Genomic DNA, 21,619 nt, shown 5'->3' with positions numbered 1-21,619 from the left:
TCTTTTATATGGCCTGTAACCATATCTTTCTTCATCTTGTTCACTTTACACCAAAACAAAAAAAACCGTCAGTACACTGACGGTTTTTCGATCGGCAAAATTACCAAAAATCAACCAACTCGATAGTTTGGCGCTTCCTTGGTAATGGTCACATCATGCACATGCGATTCAGACATACCTGCTGAAGTAATTTTCACAAATTTCGCATTTTGACGAAGATCTTCAATCACAGATGAACCCGTATAACCCATTGATGAACGTAAACCGCCCATCATTTGGTGTACGATGTTACCCATTGGACCTTTATATGGAACTCGGCCTTCGATCCCTTCTGGTACTAATTTCTCAGCACCCGCTTTAGAGTCTTGGAAATAACGGTCAGCAGAACCAGTTACCCCTGCCATCGCGCCTAATGAACCCATACCACGGTATGCTTTGTAGTAACGGCCTTGGAAGAATTCAACTTCACCAGGTGCTTCCTCGGTTCCAGCTAGGAGTGAACCGACCATAATCGTGCTCGCACCTGCGCCAATCGCTTTCGCCATGTCACCCGAGAAACGGATACCACCATCGGCAATCAAAGGAATCTGATCTTTCAATGCATTGGCAACGCTATCAATGGCAGAAATCTGTGGCATACCAATACCAGCAACAATACGTGTCGTACAGATCGAACCAGGACCAATACCCACTTTAACTGCATCTGCACCTGCATCAAGCAATGCTAATGCTGCATCACCTGTTGCAATGTTTCCGCCAATCACTTGAACTTGCGGGTAGTTTGCTTTTACCCAACGTACACGTTCAATTACACCTGCTGAGTGACCATGTGCAGTATCAACCACAATTGCATCGACACCCGCATCAACCAATGCTTCTACACGGCTTGGTGTTTCAGCACCTGTACCGACTGCAGCGCCAACACGTAAACGGCCAAGATCATCTTTACAGCTGTTTGGATAGCTTTCAGCTTTACGGAAGTCAGTGACCGTAATTAAGCCTTTCAGCTCATGGTTTTCACCAATCACTAACACTTTTTCAATACGATGCTTCTGTAATAAAGCTTGAATATTTTCTTTTGATTCGCCTTCACGAACAGTCACCAAGCGGTCTTGACCGGTCATGATGTTGCTTACAGGCTGTTCAAGATTGGTTTCAAAGCGTGTATCACGACCTGTGACAATACCCACTACTTTGCCATCTTTTACAACAGGCACACCGCTAATATTATTCGCTTGAGTGATCGCGATAAGTTCACGAACTGTTGTCTCAGGTGTCACGGTGATTGGATCTTTCACCATACCTGCTTCAAATTTTTTCACACGACGGACTTCAGCGGCTTGTGCTGCAATATCCATGTTTTTGTGCAAAATACCCATACCACCGTTTTGCGCCATTGCAATCGCCATACGTGATTCAGTCACTGTATCCATTGCAGCAGAAACGAGAGGGATATTAAGTTGAATTCCGCGAGTTAAACGTGTCTTTAAGGAGACATCTTTTGGGAGAACAGTTGAGTAGGCAGGAAGTAATAAGACATCATCGAAGGTTAACGCTTCTTGAACGATGGTCAGCATAACAATCTCACTGGTAATTTCCGTGAGCTATTATAAACAAATTTCGATGTGATTTTCATTTTCTATGATGAAAATAATTTCAATCATTGCTTAAAAAGCTGTCTGATGGATGCTTATTGCTTCCGAACCCAATAAATCCTGTTAGCAAACCTGATCGAAATTGTCATTATTTTCAGAGGACTGCTGCTCAATCGTGACCAGTGGAATCAGATTATGGGCCAGCCGTGCTTTGTTACAATGTGAATCAGCAATCTGCACTTCCTTGCAACTTGAACTCCGAAATGGATAGATGGAACAGCTTACTTGCTGTCCCACTTCGCCTTGCAAGGCCACGCATCTAACTTGTGCCTGATTGGTTCCCTTCATACAGGAATAGACTGCTGTAAGTGGTTCAACCATGTGCTCAGGGATCTGTTCTGCCTCGGCCCAATAGAAAGAAACACGATAATTTGCACAGCACGCACCGCAACTGACACACGCATCTGGTGTCGCAATTTGAGACAACATTTTCTTAAGATTCTCGTTATCAAATTCAATCCTTTATCCGATGATATCCTAAGAAAATTTATTGGTGGCGACAAGAGTGCTGAATCAGCAATTTATGTATTTTTCAGTCATTCTCCTGACTTCACATTTAGCTCATTTCAGTCGGCAAACTAAAAACATATTCATTCATCAGATCTACGCCACATTCCAGCGTTTCGATCCAGTCTAGAAATTGATTGATCATCTCTTTGCCAATAAAAGCTGTCCCATGCTGTGGCACAATCATCTCCAGATCCATCTGCCGAACCATATTGACCCACAAACGAATCACTTTATTGGAACACATATAGCGCTGATGAAAGCCTTTCATTTTTTTGATATGCGCATCAAAGTCAGTAATTGGCCAGCTGGCATCGTCAACAATCGAAGCCCCCATATCCCCTGAAAATAAAATTTTTGCAGTCGGATCATAGAACTGAAAATTGCCAACTGAATGCAGGAAATGTGCAGGCACGGCAACAATGGCAGATTCACCCAAAGGAATGATTTGTCCCGTATCCGATAACTCGATCAGGCGCTCTTCCCAATTGCCTTTCATACGATCACTCATAAAGGCAGAGTTCAGATGCGGTAAAAAACGTGCCCACAGTTTAGAGGCTACGACTTTGGCATCGGTATACACCAACCAACGGGGCATCGAAGTAATAATGTCGGGATCTTGGTGTGAGGCCATCACATAGTCCAGATTTTTCAGTTTGGTATAGCGATTCAGCTCCATGGTTAATGGCACATAAGTCAAGTCGCCACCTGGATCTAAAACTGCGGCCCGATCATGGTCAATAATTAAAAACTGATTGGCCTGAATACCTTCCCCTTTGACCAGACTGGTAAAACTGATGCATTTATGTGTGCCATTATCAAATAATATTTGTGATGTTGTCCGTTCGAAACTCATAGCGACCCCTGAAAAATTCTTTAAATATGAAATATTTTTAATTCCATAATAAAATAATGGGATTTGATTCGGGTTTCAATCTGATATTGGATTTTTATCATGATTTATAAAACAAGACCCATCACATCTGGATGGGTCTTTAAACAATAAATGCAGGGAAGAATTAAAAGAAATAATGCTGAACCAAAGTTGAAATACCCACCACCAAGAAGATTGCGGCACCAATTTTATGAATCAGGGAAATCGGTAATTTATCTGCCAGCTTATCGCCAATAAAGACCGCAGGTGCATTGGCAATCATCATACCAAACGTTGTTCCACACATGACCCAGAGCACACTGTCAAAACGTGCCGCCAGCGCCACTGTTGCAATTTGAGTTTTATCACCAATTTCAGCCAAAAAGAATAAGATGAAGGTTGCACCAAAGACGCCGAATTTCTGCCATTTATTAATGCTCTCACTTTCATCGCCCAACTCATCTGGGATCAGCATCCAGATTGCCATACCAATAAAGCCGAGTGCGAGAATCCATAACAGGATTTCAGGGCTCAGGACGGTCGTAATCCATTGACCTAAGACAGCCGAAATACCGTGGTTAATGGTGGTAGCAAGCAAGATCGCAATTAAAATCGGAACGGGTTTACGGAAACGGGCAGCAAGTAATAATGCAAGCAATTGAGTTTTATCGCCCATTTCAGCAAGGGCAACAATTGATGTGGAGATGAGGAATTCATACATAGTTGAATGCTCTGGCTAGCAAAATATACCGATGACCTACCCCTCCTGCTAGCCAAAATCAAATAGATTGATGCAGAGTGGTAAATCAAAGGTCTTGCCAACAAAAGCACAGCTGAAAAGCTGTTCTTGGTTCTTTGCTATGATGACCATGTTCTGTTGAACAATTATGTTGATCATCACCTCTTTACTTTGCGTAAAGAGCGGCTACTCCCCAATGAAGTAACGCCATTCTATCAAACAATAAAATGCTTTTGAATCGTTAAGCCCAAAATTTTTGGTAACTCCAAACCAAGATACGGACAAGCCCCAGAAAAAATGCCAAATAGGCACTGAGACCAAGAAAACCAAAACTGCCCCAGCCACTTGCACCACCGACATGCTGTGCCTGATATTCCATTGCCATCACCACGGTCGCGACCAGCACTTCCAGCCCCATGACGGCGTACATGACCCAGTCCCAGGGAAAATGCAAGAAACTCACCCATAAGCCCATCAATACAAAAACAACCAGCAATAATGGCAACATTAGCCGATAAATCATCAACATCCTTGCTCCTGATCTCAAAGAAATTTCTTATAGATAGAACCGTATTCTAGAGAAAAGTATTTACAAATAAAGCCACAATTTTGTCACCCTAAAAACAGAAAACCCCGCTGATGCGAGGTTTTCTAGATTCAAAAACGATTAGAGCAATAAGCTACGAATGTCTTTGAGTAAGTTGGTCAGCTTATTGGTAAAGCGTGCTGCATCCGCACCATTAATGACACGATGGTCATAAGACAATGACAATGGCAACATTAAGCGCGGATCAAAGTCTTTACCATTCCATACAGGCTGCATGGTTGCAGGTGAAATACCTAGAATCGCAACTTGTGGCCAGTTCACCAACGGCGTAAATGCAGTACCACCAATACTACCTAAGCTGGTAATCGTGAAGTTAGCACCTTGCAAATCTTTCGGTGACAATTTGCGGTCACGCGCTTTCTGGCTCAGTTCAGCCAGTTCTGTCGCGATTTGCTTAATTGACTTCTGGTCAGGATTACGCAGTACTGGAACAGTTAAACCATCTGGGGTCGCCACAGCAATACCCATATGAATTTCGTTACGTAACAATACTGACTTCTGATCATCAGCCAAATGGCCTGCGAAATAAGGTTCTTCTTTCAGCAAGTGCGCAACTGCTTTGGCAATAAAGGCCAAAATGGTTAAGCTCAGACCCTGCTTTTTAAAGCCGTCTTTAAGCTCGCCACGCCACGCTTCAAGCTCTGTGATATCAGCCAAATCGAACTGTGTGACTTGAGGAATAAAGTTATTCAATGACAACTGCGGTACAGACACTTGCTGTAAACGCGTCATTGCTTTCACTTCACCGCCACCAAATGCACCAAAGTCTGGCAATTTCGGTAAGCCCGAAGCCACGGGTGCTGCTTGAGCAGAAGATGCTGGCTGCGCTGTCGTGAGACGTGCTTTTACATAAGCAAAAACATCGTCCTTCATTACGCGACCATGTTCACCTGAAGCCTTCACCTGACCGAGAATAACGCCTAATTCACGTGCCAGTTTACGCACGGCAGGGCCTGCATAAACCTTCGCATTTTCTGCTTCTTGCTCTTTGGTCAGCTTCTCAACTTGCGCTGGCGCACTTGGAGCTGCTGTCTCTGCTGCCTGTGGTTTTGCTGGTGCTGCTTGAGCAGAAGGTGCAGCGGCTGGTTGAGCTTTTGGTGCTGCTGGAGCAGCAGCCTGACCACTCACCTCAATCGTTGCCAAAGCCACGCCTTGACGAACTTCTTGATTAGCAGAGACATGGATTGCTTTCACAATCCCTGCTACTGAGCTTGGCACTTCAACAGATGCCTTATCTGACTCAACCACACATAGGCTTTGTTGAGCTTCAACGCGATCACCGACATTGACCAAAATTTCTGAAACAAGTGCTTTTTCTACACCTAAATCTGGTACTTCAATTTCAACATTACCTGTTGAGGTATTGCTTGCAGCTGGTGCTTCAGTCGTTGCGACTGGCGCTTCTGTTTGAGCAGGGGCTGCTTGCGGTTCAGATGACGTTGCAGCGCTCGTAGTCTTGACCTGAATCAATACTACGCCTTCTTTGATGCTATCGCCTTCTTTAATCTGAATCGCTTCCACAATCCCCGCAACCGAACTTGGTACTTCTACAGTCGCCTTGTCCGATTCAACCACAACAATACTTTGTTCAGGTTCAATCTGATCACCGACTTTGACCAACACTTCTGCAACCAAAGCTTTTTCCACACCAATATCTGGAACTTTTACATCCACAACCTGACTAGCTGTCGCTGTTGGAGCGGCAGCTGGTTGTACTTTTGTTTCAGCTTCGACAGGTTTGGCTTCTGCTTTTGGCGCTTCCGCTTTCGGCGCTTCGTTCACAGGGGCTTCAACAGCAGACTCCGACTCTAGTTCGATCAATGCAACGCCTTCAGTGACTTCATCACCCTGTTTAACCAGAATACTTTTTACGATACCTGCCGCAGTGCTTGGTACTTCTACCGTTGCCTTATCTGACTCTAAAACCAGAAGGCTATCGTCAACTGCAACATGGTCGCCTACTTTGACCAAGATTTCTGCAACGAGCGCTTTATCTACGCCAATATCAGGTGCTTGGATTTGCATGATTATTTCCCCTCACCTGTTTGTGTTTCATTGTATTCAGCAACGGCCTGAACTTCTGGATGCGCTTGTGGTGCCCATGCAACTGGACGATCCGTATCTAACTCAAAGTTAGAAATTGCATCTTTGACTAAACGTGCGTCTACTTCACCTTCGTCAGCGAGTTTTTTCAAAGTCGCAACCACGATATGCGCAGCATCAACACCAAAGAAACTACGTAAGTTTGCACGTGTATCTGAACGACCATAACCATCTGTACCTAATGCAACAAATGGACGACCATCTGGAAGATATGCACGGATTTGTTCGCTATACGCACGCATATGGTCTGTTGCTGAAACAACGATACCTTCTGTACCACGTAACTGTTTAGATACCCAAGACTCTTTCACTTCTTCAGTCAGTGGGTGTAAACGGTTGTATTCTTCACATGCCATACCGTCACGTGACAACTCATTGAAGCTTGTTACGCTCCAAACGTTTGAGTGGATCTGGTATTCATCACGTAAGATTTTCGCAGCTTTAATCACTTCACGCAGAATGACACCTGAACCAAGTAATTGAACCGTTGCTTTCTCATCTTTTTCGAACAAGTACATACCACGTTTAATGCCTTCCTCAGCGCCTTCTGGCATTGCAGGATGCTCGTAGTTTTCGTTCATTACGGTTAAGTAGTAGAACACACGCTCTTGGTTCACATACATACGTTGTAAACCGTCATGTACGATCACAGCCAATTCATAACCAAAACATGGATCATAAGATACGCAGTTTGGAATCGTGTTCGCCAAGATATGTGAATGGCCATCTTGGTGCTGTAAACCTTCACCGTTCAATGTGGTACGGCCAGCAGTAGCACCTAACAAGAAACCTTGTGCCTGTGCATCACCCGCAGCCCATGCAATGTCACCAATACGTTGGAAACCGAACATTGAGTAGTACATGTACATTGGAATCATTGGCAAGTTATTGGTTGAATAACTAGTTGCCAACGCAGCCCAAGCGCTCATCGCACCCGCTTCGTTAATCCCTTCTTGCAACATGTGACCGTCACTTGCTTCACGGTAATGCATTAACTGTTCTTGGTCTTCTGGGGTATATTTTTGACCGTGAGCAGCATAAATACCAAGCTGACGGAACATCCCTTCTAAACCAAATGTACGTGCTTCATCTGGAACGATTGGAACTACGCGGTCTTTAATTGCTTTTTCTTTCAGTAAAGCAGCAATTAAACGTACCATCAGCATCGTCGTCGATTGCTCTTTACCACCAGAACCATTTAATACAGCATCAAATACAGATAATTCAGGAATCGCTAAAGTTTCACTCTCTTTACGACGTGCAGGTAGGTAACCACCTAATGCTTCACGACGCGCCTTCATGTACTTCATTTCTGGAGAGTTTTCACTTGGGCGGTAGAATGGAAGTTCTTCTAACTTATCGTCTGTAAATGGCAAGTTGAAACGGTCACGTACATATTTCAAAGAGTCGATCTGCATTTTTTTGATTTGGTGAGTTTTGTTCACCGCTTCAATTTCTTCAGATAAACCATAACCTTTAACCGTTTTCGCAAGAATAACGGTTGGTTGACCTTTGGCTTTCATTGCTTCTGCATAGGCAGCAAAAACTTTGTATGGGTCATGACCACCACGGTTAAGATTGTCGATGTCTTCATCGCTTAAATCTTTTACAAGTTCCGCAGCTTCTGGGTACTTGCCAAAGAATTTCTCACGTGTATATGCACCGCCTTTCACTTGATAGCGTTGATACTCACCATCAACTGTTTCATCCATAACCGCTTTTAAAGCGCCTGAGCTGTCTTTTGCAAGAAGTGGATCCCAATGACGGCCCCACACGACTTTAATGACACGCCAGCCCGCACCACGGAATAAAGATTCTAATTCTTGAATAATTTTACCGTTACCACGTACAGGACCATCTAGGCGCTGTAAGTTACAGTTCACCACCCAAATCAGGTTATCAAGCTTTTCACGACCAGCAAGTGAAATTGCACCTGTACTTTCTGGCTCATCCATCTCACCATCGCCCAGATAAGCCCAGACTTTACGATCTTCTTCTTTGATCAAGCCACGATTCATTAAATATTTTTGAATGTGCGCCTGATAAATCGACATGATTGGACCCAGGCCCATCGATACAGTAGGAAACTGCCAATAGTCTGGCATTAAATAAGGATGCGGATAGCTTGGTAAACCGTTACCGCCAACTTCACGACGGAAATTACTTAACTGTTCTTCGTTTAAACGTCCTTCAAGGAAAGAACGTGCATAAATACCAGGCGCGCAGTGACCTTGGTAATAAATCATGTCGCCGCCAAAGTTATCGCTGTTTGCGCGGAAGAAATGGTTAAAACCAACGTCATACAATGTTGCAGACGATGCGAAACTTGCAAGGTGACCACCGAGGTCATCGCCCGTTTTATTCGCACGTAATACCATTGCCAAAGCATTCCAGCGGATCAATGCGCGGATACGACGTTCCATATCCTGATCGCCAGGCATCGCTGGTTGCTCTTCAACTGAAATGGTGTTGAGGTAAGGTGTGTTTAAGCGCTGGATTGGCACATGTTTCGCAATAGCCCGTTGATAGAGTTTTTCTAGTAAGAAAGCAGCTCGTTCCGTGCCCATGTGTTGTAATACAGAATCAAATGCTTCTTGCCATTCTTGGGTTTCTTGCGCGTCAGAGTCGCCATAAAACGCCATACAATTCACCTTTTCCCTTAAGTTATTTGTCGACCCTATTTTTATCATGTTTTGCTTTATAAGGGGTATGGCCTTAGCTGAATGGAAAACGCCTTATTATTTTCTGACAAAATAGTCATTGACCGAATTGAAACAAAACACATAAAAAATCGCCAATAAAGGCGATTTTTCTGAATATTTATATACAACTGTTAACAAATTACATTAAGGCAACATTGCGAGGTAAGTTGATGGGTTTTTACGTTGACCATCTTTCACAACTTCAAAATGCAAATGTGGGCCAGTACAACGACCTGTACAACCAACATTGGCAATATGCTCGCCTGCGCTTACACGATCACCAGCACTCACGATTAAGCGTGATGCATGTGCATAGCGAGTGATGTAACCATTGCCATGATCAATTTCAACATATTGACCATAACCTGTACCCCAGCCTGATTTAGTCACGACACCAGGGCCTGTTGAATAAATTGGTGTACCTGATGGTGCTGCAAGATCAAGACCAGAGTGGTGGCGCGTTGAACCGAGCAGAGTACGGTTACCCCAAGAAGAACTCACACGTCCTTCTTGTAAAGGATGGCTTACCAACCAAGAATAACCCGTGTTGGCAGAAAATGAAGGCGCATTATCCTGAGATGAAATCGCTGAACGACCGTATTTTTTCTCGATCGTCGCATTATTCAATTCAATGGTTTTTTCACGTAATTTAACCGATACATTCGAAACGGCTGGCAAATCCATATCAGCAGAATGAGTATAAGAACCTTGAGCCAAGGTTTTTGATAATTGCTCTAAACGGTCATCACCTGTTGACTGACCAATGTTCTGGTAGTCTGCAAAAGCAACCGAAGCAGCTGAAGCAGCCAATGAAAATGCGAGTAAAATACGACGCGTATGATGCATAAAAAACCTCTTGAAACCGTCCTTCAAACGTTCCTTTATCATCTCTTCCTTGATAACAGCTGAACCAAACGCTTAAGATGGACACATTACCTCCGAGGAAGTTCTATGTCTGAGCCTAACAACGTTTTCCAACAGAAAGGACAACACATAAAAACTGGAAACTTAACGTTTCTGACAACGCAAGTTACGCAATGGAAACAACTTACGAAAATTATTCAACCGTTATTACCCCAACCAGAGCAATGGCAAGTTGTTTGTTATCAACATGGCGTTTTGATCATAACTGGTGAAAATCAGGCCATGATTAGTCAACTCAGCTATTTACAAAGCAACTATGTTGCGCAGTTAGCTCAGCTCGAAGGACTCAAGGAATTACGAAAAATCCAAGTTCGCTTAAGAAACAAAAAGGTTGTCTCTCGTGAACCCTCTCCCCCAACAAAAGCACTTACATCAGAGACCCAAGAGCAATTGCGTAGCGCCGCTGAATATGTGAGCGACCCTAAGCTTAGCCAAGCTCTACTACGTTTGGCAAGCAATAAAAAGTAAACTTCATACATTAAGTATCGAAATACATAATTATATTTTGTGACAAAATTCTCATTTTCATTTGTTATAATATAACATAGCCAATAAAAGACAAGGACTTATGTCACACTAACATAAGGAATCGGACAATCATTCTCGTTATTAAATGTTACAATTTCATAGCTGCTTGGATCATTTTGAACATTGCGTAATAACTGATTATTCAAAGCATGACCCGACTTATAGCCATCAAACTTGGCAATAATCTGATGTCCAAGTAAATATAAATCACCTACGGCATCTAAAATCTTGTGTCGAACAAACTCGTCGGCGAAGCGCAATCCTTCCTCATTGACCACACCCGTATCATCTACACCAATGGCATTATCCAGACTTGCCCCCAAGGCCAGATTATTGGCTTTGAGATAATCCAGATCTTTCATAAAGCCAAACGTTCGCGCTTCACTTACCTCATACACAAAGATTTCTGTCGAAAAATCAATGGTTGCTGACTGGTATTCTTTGGCAAAGGCGGGATGATCAAAATCGATGGTGAAGTTGAGCTGAAAACCTGAATGTGGCGTGAAAATCGCTTTTTTATCATCAATCAAAGCTTCAACTGGCTTTAAAATGCGGATGAACTTCTTTGGCGCATCCTGCTCTGCCAGCTCACCTTGCATGAGAAGATAGATAAATGGCCCTGCACTACCATCCATAATCGGAACTTCTGAAGCAGACACTTCGACAATCAGGTTGTCGATTCCCAATCCAGCAATCGCACTCATGACATGTTCAATGGTACCCACTTTAATGTCGTCACGTACCAGATTTGAACACATAAATGCTTCTTGGATCAGCAAGGCATTGGCTGGGATATCCACAGGGGGATTTAAGTCGATACGGCGAAAGACAATACCTCCATCAATATGGTGTGGAACAAAATTGATCAGCACCTTTTGACCACTGTGCAAACCAATCCCGCTCGCTTTCACCACACGCTTGAGAGTACGTTGTTTCAACATGCCATACCAACTTCATTTGCAAAAACCGATATAACTTAGCATATTTTGCCATTTTAAAAAAATAAAAAAGGAGGCAATTAATTGCCTCCTTTCTCTAAATATCTGATTTTATTATTTACGTTGCTGATTTTTCAGGTAGTCTTGGATGCTCATTGGCGATGAACGTGGCGTAGAACTTGCTGTAGCACTTGCTGGAGCATCTACATTTGCACGTTTACTAATCGCTGGAACGTCGTCTTCATCAACAGGTTGTTGTGCCACTTGAGAAGCGCTGACATGCGAAGCTGCAGTACGTCTCTTCTGATCAACTTCACTTGCATTACGCGTTAAACCAGTCGCTATAACCGTAACACGAAGTTCATCACGCGCATCTGGATCGAATACCGTACCGTAGAAAATTTCACCTTCATCAAGATCGACAATCTGGTTCACGACATCTGTAATGATCTCGGTTTCACGCAAGGTAATATCATCGCCACCAGTGATGTTAATCAACACACCTTTCGCGTTGATAATATTCACATTATCAAGCAATGGGCTACGGATCGCCTGTTCAGCTGCCTGACGGGCACGATCTTCTCCACGGCCTAAACCAGCACCCATCATTGCATAACCACGTGTACTCATCGCTGTTTTCAAGTCAGCGAAGTCGAGGTTAATGTGACCACGATTGACCACAAGGTCAAAAATACTGCGAACTGCGTTCAACAATACATCATCTGCCTTTTTATAGGCATCTTTCATTGAGATATCGCCATATACGCTGAGTAAGCGCTGGTTCGGAATAATAATCAATGAATCAACATGTGCTTCTAAGGCATCAATACCTTTTTCAGCAGACTTTTGACGGCGACGGCCTTCAAAGTTGAATGGGGTTGTCACCACACCAACAGTCAGGATACCCATTTCTTTAGCAACTTCAGCAACAACTGGTGCAGCACCTGTACCCGTACCACCACCCATACCAGCGGTTACGAAGACCATATCAGTCCCTTCAAGATGCTGACGGATCACATCACGGCTTTCTTCGGCTGCGATTTGACCCACTTCTGGATTCGCACCAGCGCCTAAACCACGCGTACTTTGTTCACCCAATTGAATTTTGAATGGCGCGTTCATGCTGTCCAGTGCTTGTTTATCTGTATTTGCACAAACGAACTTTACACCTTGAATATCTGACTGTGCCATGTGTTGAACGGCATTACCGCCACCACCACCCACACCAAATACTGTGAAACGGGCTTGACCGTTGCCATTGTCTAGTTCATCTTCTATAAATTCAAATGAGGCCATGACCTTTAGATTTCCTAATATTAATGGCAGTTACTTCAGCCCGTTACTGCCCTGATTTTTAAACAACTGATGTTTAGGATGCTGTTCAATAATCACCAGATTGTCAAGTACAGTGGGTGATTTAGAACAACTTCCTAACAAATTTTCTCAAAAATAACTACAACTTAAAAGATGGCCTTTAATTTGCTATTTAATGCATTCCAACCATTGGCAACCCGATCAACAAAACTACGATCGCTGGCCTCTTCTGGTTCTTCAACCGTATCTTGCAAATCACTCTGGCTAAACATCAACAGACCTGCCGCAGTAGCGTACATTGAACGACGCAATGCTGGTAAGTGCTGATCATCCGCATACACTTGCAATGGAGGGTTACCCAGATGCGCAGATACGCCTAACGTACGACGCGCCAAATTCACCATACCTTCAATTTGACACGCATCGCCAGTCAGTACCACACCATGATATAAACCATGAATCGCACCACTATGCTCCAGTTCTTCACGAATTAAGCTAAAGATTTCTTCATAACGCGCAATGATGATTTCTGCAAGTTCAATACGACTGATGGTTTGTGTGCCATCAATGCCTTGTACCTGAATCATATGATCTGGTTTTACTACACTAAGATCGACGCAACCATGTAAAATCTTGATGCGTTCAGCTTCTTCAGTCGTGGTTTGTAAAACAGCTGCAATATCACGGGTCACATTCTCACCACCACGTGGCAAGGTACGTGCTAAAGCCAATCGACCATCCAGATATACTGCAATATTGGTAATGCCTGCACCGATATCAACCAGACATACACCATATTCTTTTTCGTCTTTTAGCAAACTTGCTTCAGCCGTTGCCAAGCAAGACACCACCATTTTCTCCACCCCGATATTCGCCCCTTTCATGGCACGATCAAGGTTTTGCATGGTGCTGATTGGCATCATCATCAACTGATAATGACCTGTCATGCTATGTGCAGACATATTCACAGGATTTTGCACCCACTCAGCCGAATCACCGAGCTCAAAGCCTAATGGAACAGCGCTGGCAAGATAATAATCAGGTGATAAATGGCTGGCTTTGGCCAACTCTAATGCGCGCACCACTTCATTTGTCGTAATAATATGATCGTGGTTGGCTACAGGGGTACGACCTGATGCATAAAAACTTTGTAATTCAGTACTCGGGATAGACACCCATGCACTATGAATACGGCACTCTGCCATATCCTCTGCTTCGGATACTGCATTTTTAATCGCAGCAATGACCTTGTCCAAGCTGACAATCTTGCCTTTAACCATGCCTCGGTTGCGAGCAGTTGCCATGCCAATGACCTGTATCTTATCCGGTGCATGGACCTTACCAATCAAAACTGAGACTTTATGAGTCCCAATATCAATCGCAACAACTGAGGGAACAGCTTCACTCATTACTTCAATACCATATCTTTAGTGTTGTTTAGGACCACTGCCCTTTATTTTAAGCCACGTATTATGGCTTTGCCTGAATTGCCCCTGCAAGGCTTGTGTCATCAATCGTTACAACTAACTGACCGTTGACAATCTTTGGCGGAGCTGCATTTTTCCATTGAATGGCCAAACCATTCCGGTAACGCAGGTCAATTGCCGTGATTTTCGACCATACAGGTTTTAGATCTGTTTGTGCCAAATGGCTTAAGCGCTGGAGCTTGTTCATGGTTTGATCCTGATCCACGATAATCCGTAAACCTGAATCAAACTGCATAAACCAGGTCATACGCTCAGTTAAATACAGTTCTTTTAATCTTAAATTCGCTGGATGAAATAATTGGTTAATTTCATTATAGCGACGCATCATCATTTTGGATTGGCTGGCTGGCCCATGTAACAGTGGCAAATTTGGATGTGCTCGAGGAACAGCCTCACTAAACACTTCACCATTATCACTAAGCAAACGCCCTGTTCCCCAACGTGCAATCGCATGACGCGGCATCACCCGCACCCGAATTGCATTTGGCCAAGCTCGTGATACCACTACACGATCAACCCAAGATACTTTTAACGCCTGATCCCGAATCTGCTCTAAATCCGAAGTGAAATAATTATCTTTAATGACAGGATTTAGGTATTTAACTAATTGCTGATTTTCAACTTCAGAATTGGTTCCCACCACCTGCAACTCTGCAACTTTGGCATCCGTCATGACTTTATATAAACCAAACAGACCTAATGCCAGTACAGCGAATGCAATAACAAGTAATGCCCAGCCCCCCGCATTCACCATCTTTTGTTTAGGCGTAGGCGGTTTCTCGTGAATCGAGCTAATGGCTGGTCGCGTTTTGCGACGCATAGATGCAGGAAGTTGAGCCATAAATAATTAAGCCGACTTTGCTAAAGTTTGCTCTAAAATCGCAACACAGAGCTGATCAAAATTATAACCAACGGCTTGCGCTGCTTTTGGTACGAGAGAGTGGCTGGTCATGCCTGGAACGGTATTAACTTCCAATAACCAGAAATTACCCTGTTCGTCCTGCATCGCATCAATACGGCCCCAACCTTCTGCACCCACGGCTTGGAAAGCGCGTAAGCACAATGCTTGCAAGCTCTTCTCTTCCGCTTCAGTTAGGCCGCAAGGGATACCATATTCCACATCATTACGTTGGTATTTTGCTTCATAGTCATAAAAAGCAACATCTGCCGGTGGTTGTAAACGGATCACTGGCAAAGGCTGACCATTCAGGAATGAAATCGTAAATTCACGACCTGTAATCCATTTTTCTGCCATAACCACAGCATCATGCTGGGTCGCTTTTTCAATGGCCGCTGCAAAGTCTTCTGCTTTCTCAACCTTACTCATGCCGACACTTGAGCCTTCATGTACAGGTTTGATAATGACTGGCAGACCCAATTCAGCAATCACCGGATCAAGATCGGTATCTTTGGTGATAATGCGGTAAGGCGCAGTCGGCAAATCACTGCCTTGCCAGATTTGCTTGGTTTTGACTTTATCCATACCAATTGCAGAACCTTGCACGCCAGTACCAGTATATGGAATATTCAACCATTCCAGTACACCCTGAATTTGGCCATCTTCACCGCCACGACCATGCAATACGATAAAAGCACGATCGTAACCCACCAGCTCAGTCACACTACGATCTTGCGGATCAAATGCTTCTGCCTGCACACCCGAACGCAACAATGCATCTAAAACGGCCTGACCGCTGTCCAATGACACCGCACGCTCAGCCGATTTCCCACCAAATAACACAGCAACTTTGCCGAATTTCGCAGCATTTGACACGTTTATATCCTTAAAACTGTAAAACTTTTAATATTCAAAAAACAAAATTATTGGGCATACAAACGATGCTGAGCCAATTCTACCGAAATTGCACCCACGTTACCCGCGCCTTGTGTTAATAACAGGTCATTAGCTTGTAACACTTTTTGTAAAACGCTTGGTAAATTCCCTTCCACTGGATCAACCAGAATCGGTTCCACTTCACCACGCAGACGAATACTACGCGCCAAAGCACGGCTATCAGCGCCCACAATTGGTTTTTCGCCTGCTGAATAAACCTCTAACAATAACAATTGATCGACTTGTGATAATACATCCACAAAGTCATCAAAACAGTCACGCGTACGGCTAAAACGGTGCGGCTGGAACAACATCACCAAACGACGATCTGGATGGCTGGCACGTGCAGCCTTAATGGTTGCTTCAACTTCTTTTGGATGGTGACCATAGTCATCCACCAATTTCACCATGCCCTCGCCAACTTCATATTCACCTTGAACCTGGAAGCGACGACCAACACCGCTAAAGCCTTCTAAGGCACGGCAAATCGCACCATCAGAAACGCCTTCATCGGTTGCCACACCAATTGCAGCAAGCGCATTTAGGACATTATGTAAGCCAGGCTGGTTGATAGTGACACGTAATGGCTCACGGTCTTTACGCAATACGGTAAAGTGCGAACGCATGCCTTCCTGAGCCACATCAACTGCACGGATATCGTTGCCTTCATCGAAACCGTAAGTTAATACTGGACGGCCTACACGCGGTAAAATCTCGCGAATATTGGCGTCATCACCACAGACAACTGCCAACCCGTAGAATGGCAGGTTATGCAAGAACTGGATAAACGTATCTTTTAACTTATCGAAGCTACCTTCATAGGTATCCATGTGATCTGCATCGATATTGGTCACAATGGCGGCCATTGGCTGCAAATACAAGAATGAAGCATCCGACTCATCCGCTTCTGCCACGATAAAACGGCTTTCACCCAGCGCAGCATTGACCCCTGTGCTATTCAGCAAACCACCGATCACATAAGTTGGATCAAGGTTTTCTTCCGCCAACATGGTGGTCAATAAACTTGTCGTTGTCGTTTTACCATGCGTTCCCGCAACCGCGATACCATGACGATAACGCATCAACTCACCTAACATTTCCGCACGGCGCACAATCGGCGTACGTTGTTCAATTGCAGCTTTAATCTCTGGATTTTCAGGATCAATCGCAGTCGATACCACCAGTACATTGGCATTTTTAATATTGTCTGCCGAGTGGCCGATAAACACCTTGATGCCATTTGCTTCGAGTTGAGCTGTCGTTTTCGACGCTTTAATATCTGAACCTGAAATCTTATAACCTTGGTTACTCAACACTTCAGCAATACCACACATCCCCGCACCGCCAATACCAACAAAGTGGATATTTTTAATACGGCGCATTTCTGGCACTTTAATCAGCTTTTTGGCTTGGTTTGGATTTGTAGGAGACATAGATAAACTCGAATTACAATTTTTTAATCAGATCAACCACATGCTGCGTCGCATTCGGTTGTGCTTGTTGACGTGCTTTAATTGCCATTTCAGAGAGTAGCTGGCGATTGAGCAAACTGGCAAATAACTCATCTAAAACAGCAGGTGTCATTTCTGCTTGTTGGCAAATTTTTGCAGCACCTGCATTTGCCAAAAACTTAGCATTTGCAGTCTGGTGGTCATCCACCGCAATAGGTAAAGGAACAAAAACCGCTGCCAGACCCGCTGTTGCAACTTCAGTCACAGTCAACGCGCCAGCGCGGCAAATAATTAAATCAGCTTCACTATACGCTTTGGCCATATCATGAATAAATGGCTCAACCTGAATATTTAATTGCTCAGATGCACCTTGATAAAGTGCACGCGTCGCATCTTGCTTATTTTGACCACATTGATGAAATACATTCAGCGGTACACTGACTTTCTTTAATGCTTCTGGCAAACGCTCATTTAACGCTTGCGCCCCTAATGAACCGCCCACAATTAAAATATTCAGTGGCAATTGTTCCTGTTCACGGGTTTGGTAACGCCATGATGGATTCAAAATCGCAGTGATTTCAGCACGCACAGGATTTCCTGTGGTCACCACTTTATCACTACTTGGGAAAGTATCTGGAAAAGCCTGACATACGGTTTTCGCGATACGTGCCAGTTGGGTATTGGTAAAACCTGCAATCGCATTCTGTTCATGGATCAACACAGGAATACCCAGCAAACGTGCAGCCAAACCACCTGGCCCTGCAACATAACCGCCGAAACCAGCGACAGCGTCAATTTTAAGCTGTTTCATATAGCGCATTGCGCTTAAGGTTGCTTTTAGAATTTTAAATGGTGCACTGAGCTTACGTAACAGACCATTGCCACGTACACCTTGAATATCGATCTGATAAATTGGAATATTTTGATCTTTGAGTAACCGGTTTTCCATTCCCGTCGGCGTCGCCAACCAAGAGACCTGACAGCCTTCTTGTTGCAGTAGTTTGGCAACAGCAAGCGCAGGAAAAACATGTCCACCTGTACCAGCGGCCATCATCATGACATGTTTGGGTTTGTTCTGTGGTGAATTGGTCACGGTTTAATTCTTCAACTCAAAAAAAGGTTATCGTCTATTGTTTTCGAGCGTTATTTTAATCCTAAAGCTTCATTCACGAAAAGCGAATTTCACTTGTTTACAACAGAAAGCTGAGCTTTTTTCGATTCTTTGTTAAAAACAAGAGACTGCCGATATCTAAAAGCCCATTTGCATCCAAAATTTGAGTAAATACAAACGGGCATTTTGGTCAAAAAATAAGAATTATTTAATTTTTAAGCCCAGCTTCCAGTACGGCAAATAAATCATCTGCAATCGAGGTACCGAATTGTGCGTCAATCTCGCGGATACAGGTTGGACTGGTCACATTAATTTCAGTCACATAATTACCGATCACATCCAGACCAACGAAAACCAAACCTTTTTCACGTAAGAATGGGCCAACTTTTGCTGCAATCAATTTATCATTTTCAGTCAGTGGACGAGCCTGTCCTAAACCACCTGCCGCCAGATTACCGCGCACTTCACCATTTTGTGGAATACGTGCCAGACAATATGGAATCGGTTCACCATTGACCATCAAGATACGCTTATCACCTTCTACAATTTCAGGAATATAACGTTGTGCCATGATCGGACGTGTACCCATTTCTGTGAGCATTTCCAGAGTCGAACCGATGTTTACCCCATCTTGATACAAACGGAAAATGCCCATGCCGCCCATTCCATCAAGTGGTTTCACAATCACATCGCCATGTTCTTTAATAAATTCACGAATCAGGCTTTGTTGAGACGTCACTAAAGTTGGGACTTGTAGTTCTGGGAACTGGGTAGCAAACAGCTTTTCATTACAGTCACGTAGCGATTGCGGCTTATTGATAATCCACGTCCCTTCTCGCTCTGCCTGCTCCAGAATATAGGTGGTATAGACAAAGTTCATGTCAAACGGTGGGTCTTTACGCATTAATACTACATCGTAATCCGCTAACGACTCTTTGCGCTTCTCACCCAACTCGTAATAATGATTGTAATCTTCGAATACTTTCAAAGGAGAGATCAGACCAAAAGCCTTGCCTTGGTCGATATATAAATCGTGCTGTAATGCATAACCCAATTCATGTCCGCGACGGCTGGCCGCCCATAACATCGCCATGGTTGAATCCTTTTTAAGATTCACAGTTTCAATCGGGTCCATCACTACAAGTACACGCATAATCTGACGCTCGTATTTTTAATCTTGGCAAAAAGTATAACGAAGTTTACTGATGATGTTTAAACAAGTTATGTAATTATTAAATCTAAAAAATTCCAATTTATTCAAATCACTAGATTCGATTTATTTGAATAAACGATTTTCTTATGGATAAGAAATTAAAAAATTACTGGCAAATGAATCGATCGCCAGTAATTTGTAAAACATCAAATTTTAAATTCAACTTAAGCCAAAAGTTTTTGAATATCTTTGGCAATTTTTTCAGGTTTGGTGATCGGCGAGTAGCGTTTTACTACCTCACCATTTTGATTAATCAGGAATTTGGTGAAGTTCCATTTAATACTTTCACTCCCCAGAATCCCCTTGGCTTCAGAAGTTAAATATTGATACAAGGGATGTGCTGTTGGGCCATTCACATCAATCTTGGCAAACATTGGAAATGACACGCCATAATTACGCTGACAGAAGCTGCCGATTTCTTCATTACTGGATGGATCTTGATTGGCAAATTGGTTACATGGGAAACCCAAAATCACCAGTCCTTGTTGTTGATAGTCCTGATATAACTTTTCCAAACCTTCAAATTGTGGCGTGAGACCACATTGGCTCGCCGTATTCACGACTAATAACACTTTACCTTGATAATCAGAAAGCTTCTTTTGCTCGCCTTCTAACAGTTCAGCCTGAAAATCATAAATTTTGCTCATAGGTGTTCTCTCATTTATCCAATGGTGGAATTACTCGAAATATATTGCTGAATCATTCAGCTTGCTTATTTAATATTGCACACAATTATATTGTGTACAAGTTAATTATGTGCAATGTACTTTTTAAACAATCCAATTTATACTGAATGTTCAACAATCAAGTCGAGCAAAAAACATCATGGCTGAAGTTTCATTTTTGGATAACCAAGTGTGTTTTGCCATGTATTCCGCGACCAATGCCATGATTCGCCAGTATCGTCCGTTGCTTCAGGAATACGATCTGACCTATCCACAATTTATTGTGTTGCTGGCTTTGTATGAACAGGACAATGTGATGTTGTCAGAGATTGGACAAAAGACTTTTTTTGATTCTGGAACGCTGACACCCATTATTAAAAAACTAGAAGAAAAACAGTTTTTAAAACGTGTCGCAGTCAAAGAAGACGAGCGAATGAAAAAAGTGATTTTGCTGGAAAAAGCGCTGGCGACAAAAGATGAGATTATCGCAATTCCGTTTAAACTCGCCTGCGCTTTAGGCATGGAGCAGAATGATCTGCTGGCGATTCATAACTTATGCCATCGTTTTTTAAAGGGTTTGGAACAAGCGAAACTCGAGTCTATGGAAAGTTAAATGCAGCAAGCGATTGTGGGTTTTCATCTCGATGAAGAAGGACATTATGTTGCTGATCTCGCCTGTGGGCATGGTCAGCATGTCCGCCATGATCCACCGTGGCAAAATCGTCCTTGGGTGTTAACCGAACAAGGGCGCCATGAGAAATTAGGAGTGATGTTGGAATGCAAGAAATGTGAGGGGATAAATGGTGAGTGCTTTTAAACCAAGATAACTAAAAAAGCCCAATATATGATTGAGCTTTTTAATTATCTTTCTAGTTTAGATATCCATTTTTCTAAATAAGAAGAAAGGTAAATTACGGATAATCATCATAATGATTGCCCATTTACCTGGTGTATACACTGTCAATTT

The 21,619-nt window shown here is 43.3% G+C and carries 20 protein-coding genes, 1 pseudogene and 1 riboswitch; of the genes and pseudogenes, 3 read left to right on the top strand and 18 right to left on the bottom strand.

The genetic code is table 11. The features are described from left to right. Positions 1-110 precede the first annotated feature (110 nt). The 8 genes from guaB to AWW72_RS01755 all read right to left on the bottom strand — a co-directional run bounded on the left by guaB (position 111) and on the right by AWW72_RS01755 (position 10,033). Positions 111-1,577 (bottom strand): IMP dehydrogenase, encoded by a 1,467-nt coding sequence (gene guaB, locus AWW72_RS01790; protein WP_005260148.1) that lies wholly within the window; start codon positions 1,575-1,577, stop codon positions 111-113. Positions 1,578-1,718: 141 nt separating this feature from the next. Continuing rightward, on the bottom strand, positions 1,719-2,084 hold the full coding sequence (locus AWW72_RS01785) for a YkgJ family cysteine cluster protein (RefSeq protein ID WP_047430045.1): 366 nt from the start codon (positions 2,082-2,084) through the stop codon (positions 1,719-1,721). 127 nt (positions 2,085-2,211) lie between these two features. Next, positions 2,212-3,018, bottom strand: coding sequence for an oxygen-binding di-iron domain-containing protein (locus AWW72_RS01780; RefSeq protein WP_062846252.1), 807 nt, complete (start codon positions 3,016-3,018; stop codon positions 2,212-2,214). Between the two features lie 163 nt (positions 3,019-3,181). Next, positions 3,182-3,757, bottom strand: coding sequence for a TMEM165/GDT1 family protein (locus AWW72_RS01775; protein ID WP_062846251.1), 576 nt, complete (start codon positions 3,755-3,757; stop codon positions 3,182-3,184). A gap of 83 nt (positions 3,758-3,840) precedes the next feature. Next, a riboswitch (yybP-ykoY riboswitch) is annotated at positions 3,841-3,982 on the bottom strand. A 34-nt stretch (positions 3,983-4,016) separates the two neighbouring features. Then, positions 4,017-4,304 carry a hypothetical protein gene (locus AWW72_RS01770; protein WP_062846250.1) on the bottom strand — a complete coding sequence of 96 codons (288 nt, stop codon included), beginning with the start codon at positions 4,302-4,304 and terminating at the stop codon, positions 4,017-4,019. A 138-nt stretch (positions 4,305-4,442) separates the two neighbouring features. Then, positions 4,443-6,407 carry a 2-oxo acid dehydrogenase subunit E2 gene (locus AWW72_RS01765; RefSeq protein WP_062846249.1) on the bottom strand — a complete coding sequence of 655 codons (1,965 nt, stop codon included), beginning with the start codon at positions 6,405-6,407 and terminating at the stop codon, positions 4,443-4,445. A gap of 2 nt (positions 6,408-6,409) precedes the next feature. Then, a complete protein-coding gene (aceE, locus tag AWW72_RS01760) occupies positions 6,410-9,127 on the bottom strand; it encodes a pyruvate dehydrogenase (acetyl-transferring), homodimeric type (RefSeq protein ID WP_005260155.1) in 2,718 nt (905 codons plus the stop codon). Positions 9,128-9,331: 204 nt separating this feature from the next. Then, complete coding sequence (locus tag AWW72_RS01755) at positions 9,332-10,033, bottom strand: M23 family metallopeptidase (protein WP_004776247.1); 702 nt, start codon at positions 10,031-10,033, stop codon at positions 9,332-9,334. A 105-nt stretch (positions 10,034-10,138) separates the two neighbouring features. Between AWW72_RS01755 and AWW72_RS01750 the strand changes: the two genes are divergently transcribed. Further along, positions 10,139-10,579, top strand: a complete 441-nt coding sequence (locus tag AWW72_RS01750; protein ID WP_062846248.1) for a DciA family protein — start codon at positions 10,139-10,141, stop codon at positions 10,577-10,579. Positions 10,580-10,677: 98 nt separating this feature from the next. On the opposite strand, the gene lpxC is transcribed toward AWW72_RS01750, so the two are convergent. The 9 genes from lpxC to AWW72_RS01705 all read right to left on the bottom strand — a co-directional run bounded on the left by lpxC (position 10,678) and on the right by AWW72_RS01705 (position 20,634). Further along, positions 10,678-11,580 carry a UDP-3-O-acyl-N-acetylglucosamine deacetylase gene (lpxC, locus tag AWW72_RS01745; RefSeq protein WP_004776249.1) on the bottom strand — a complete coding sequence of 301 codons (903 nt, stop codon included), beginning with the start codon at positions 11,578-11,580 and terminating at the stop codon, positions 10,678-10,680. Positions 11,581-11,691: 111 nt separating this feature from the next. Next, positions 11,692-12,873: a cell division protein FtsZ gene (ftsZ, locus tag AWW72_RS01740; protein ID WP_004776250.1), complete on the bottom strand. Its 1,182-nt coding sequence runs from the start codon at positions 12,871-12,873 to the stop codon at positions 11,692-11,694. 164 nt (positions 12,874-13,037) lie between these two features. After that, complete coding sequence (gene ftsA / locus AWW72_RS01735; RefSeq protein WP_004776251.1) at positions 13,038-14,300, bottom strand: cell division protein FtsA; 1,263 nt, start codon at positions 14,298-14,300, stop codon at positions 13,038-13,040. A 61-nt stretch (positions 14,301-14,361) separates the two neighbouring features. Further along, on the bottom strand, positions 14,362-15,219 hold the full coding sequence (locus AWW72_RS01730; protein WP_062846247.1) for a cell division protein FtsQ/DivIB: 858 nt from the start codon (positions 15,217-15,219) through the stop codon (positions 14,362-14,364). Between the two features lie 6 nt (positions 15,220-15,225). Next, positions 15,226-16,152 carry a D-alanine--D-alanine ligase gene (locus AWW72_RS01725; RefSeq protein ID WP_005260164.1) on the bottom strand — a complete coding sequence of 309 codons (927 nt, stop codon included), beginning with the start codon at positions 16,150-16,152 and terminating at the stop codon, positions 15,226-15,228. 47 nt (positions 16,153-16,199) lie between these two features. Continuing rightward, positions 16,200-17,645 carry a UDP-N-acetylmuramate--L-alanine ligase gene (gene murC / locus AWW72_RS01720; RefSeq protein WP_062846246.1) on the bottom strand — a complete coding sequence of 482 codons (1,446 nt, stop codon included), beginning with the start codon at positions 17,643-17,645 and terminating at the stop codon, positions 16,200-16,202. Positions 17,646-17,658: 13 nt separating this feature from the next. Continuing rightward, positions 17,659-18,756, bottom strand: a complete 1,098-nt coding sequence (gene murG / locus AWW72_RS01715) for an undecaprenyldiphospho-muramoylpentapeptide beta-N-acetylglucosaminyltransferase (protein WP_081410353.1) — start codon at positions 18,754-18,756, stop codon at positions 17,659-17,661. Positions 18,757-18,982: 226 nt separating this feature from the next. Further along, positions 18,983-19,927 (bottom strand): glutathione synthase, encoded by a 945-nt coding sequence (gshB, locus tag AWW72_RS01710; RefSeq protein WP_062846245.1) that lies wholly within the window; start codon positions 19,925-19,927, stop codon positions 18,983-18,985. Between the two features lie 224 nt (positions 19,928-20,151). Beyond that, complete coding sequence (locus AWW72_RS01705; RefSeq protein ID WP_062846244.1) at positions 20,152-20,634, bottom strand: glutathione peroxidase; 483 nt, start codon at positions 20,632-20,634, stop codon at positions 20,152-20,154. Positions 20,635-20,812: 178 nt separating this feature from the next. On the opposite strand from AWW72_RS01705, the gene AWW72_RS01700 reads away from it, so the two are divergent. Further along, positions 20,813-21,265, top strand: coding sequence for a MarR family winged helix-turn-helix transcriptional regulator (locus tag AWW72_RS01700; protein WP_062846243.1), 453 nt, complete (start codon positions 20,813-20,815; stop codon positions 21,263-21,265). Beyond that, positions 21,266-21,469, top strand: a complete 204-nt coding sequence (locus tag AWW72_RS01695) for a DUF3565 domain-containing protein (protein WP_062846242.1) — start codon at positions 21,266-21,268, stop codon at positions 21,467-21,469. Between the two features lie 57 nt (positions 21,470-21,526). On the opposite strand, the pseudogene AWW72_RS19805 reads toward AWW72_RS01695, so the two are convergent. Beyond that, positions 21,527-21,619 (bottom strand): annotated as a pseudogene (locus AWW72_RS19805) (SDR family NAD(P)-dependent oxidoreductase); the annotation flags it as partial.

This window comes from Acinetobacter sp. NRRL B-65365 (assembly GCF_001605865.1).
In the GTDB taxonomy this organism is placed as follows: domain Bacteria; phylum Pseudomonadota; class Gammaproteobacteria; order Pseudomonadales; family Moraxellaceae; genus Acinetobacter; species Acinetobacter vivianii.
The sequence above is the reverse complement of the archived record's forward strand: the minus strand, read 5'-3'. Positions and strand labels throughout refer to the sequence as shown.

Excerpts from the sequence above, each read along its gene's own strand:
- AWW72_RS01755 (WP_004776247.1), bottom strand. The coding sequence starts at position 10,033 with ATGCATCATACGCGTCGTATTTTACTCGCATTTTCATTGGCTGCTTCA.
- AWW72_RS01785 (WP_047430045.1), bottom strand. The coding sequence starts at position 2,084 with ATGTTGTCTCAAATTGCGACACCAGATGCGTGTGTCAGTTGCGGTGCG.
- AWW72_RS01705 (WP_062846244.1), bottom strand. The coding sequence starts at position 20,634 with ATGAGCAAAATTTATGATTTTCAGGCTGAACTGTTAGAAGGCGAGCAA.
- lpxC (WP_004776249.1), bottom strand. The coding sequence starts at position 11,580 with ATGTTGAAACAACGTACTCTCAAGCGTGTGGTGAAAGCGAGCGGGATT.
- AWW72_RS01780 (WP_062846252.1), bottom strand. The coding sequence starts at position 3,018 with ATGAGTTTCGAACGGACAACATCACAAATATTATTTGATAATGGCACA.
- AWW72_RS01765 (WP_062846249.1), bottom strand. The coding sequence starts at position 6,407 with ATGCAAATCCAAGCACCTGATATTGGCGTAGATAAAGCGCTCGTTGCA.
- AWW72_RS01770 (WP_062846250.1), bottom strand. The coding sequence starts at position 4,304 with ATGTTGATGATTTATCGGCTAATGTTGCCATTATTGCTGGTTGTTTTT.
- AWW72_RS01695 (WP_062846242.1), top strand. The coding sequence starts at position 21,266 with ATGCAGCAAGCGATTGTGGGTTTTCATCTCGATGAAGAAGGACATTAT.
- AWW72_RS01775 (WP_062846251.1), bottom strand. The coding sequence starts at position 3,757 with ATGTATGAATTCCTCATCTCCACATCAATTGTTGCCCTTGCTGAAATG.
- ftsA (WP_004776251.1), bottom strand. The coding sequence starts at position 14,300 with ATGAGTGAAGCTGTTCCCTCAGTTGTTGCGATTGATATTGGGACTCAT.
- guaB (WP_005260148.1), bottom strand. The coding sequence starts at position 1,577 with ATGCTGACCATCGTTCAAGAAGCGTTAACCTTCGATGATGTCTTATTA.
- aceE (WP_005260155.1), bottom strand. The coding sequence starts at position 9,127 with ATGGCGTTTTATGGCGACTCTGACGCGCAAGAAACCCAAGAATGGCAA.
- gshB (WP_062846245.1), bottom strand. The coding sequence starts at position 19,927 with ATGCGTGTACTTGTAGTGATGGACCCGATTGAAACTGTGAATCTTAAA.
- AWW72_RS01730 (WP_062846247.1), bottom strand. The coding sequence starts at position 15,219 with ATGGCTCAACTTCCTGCATCTATGCGTCGCAAAACGCGACCAGCCATT.
- ftsZ (WP_004776250.1), bottom strand. The coding sequence starts at position 12,873 with ATGGCCTCATTTGAATTTATAGAAGATGAACTAGACAATGGCAACGGT.
- murC (WP_062846246.1), bottom strand. The coding sequence starts at position 17,645 with ATGTCTCCTACAAATCCAAACCAAGCCAAAAAGCTGATTAAAGTGCCA.
- AWW72_RS01750 (WP_062846248.1), top strand. The coding sequence starts at position 10,139 with ATGTCTGAGCCTAACAACGTTTTCCAACAGAAAGGACAACACATAAAA.
- AWW72_RS01700 (WP_062846243.1), top strand. The coding sequence starts at position 20,813 with ATGGCTGAAGTTTCATTTTTGGATAACCAAGTGTGTTTTGCCATGTAT.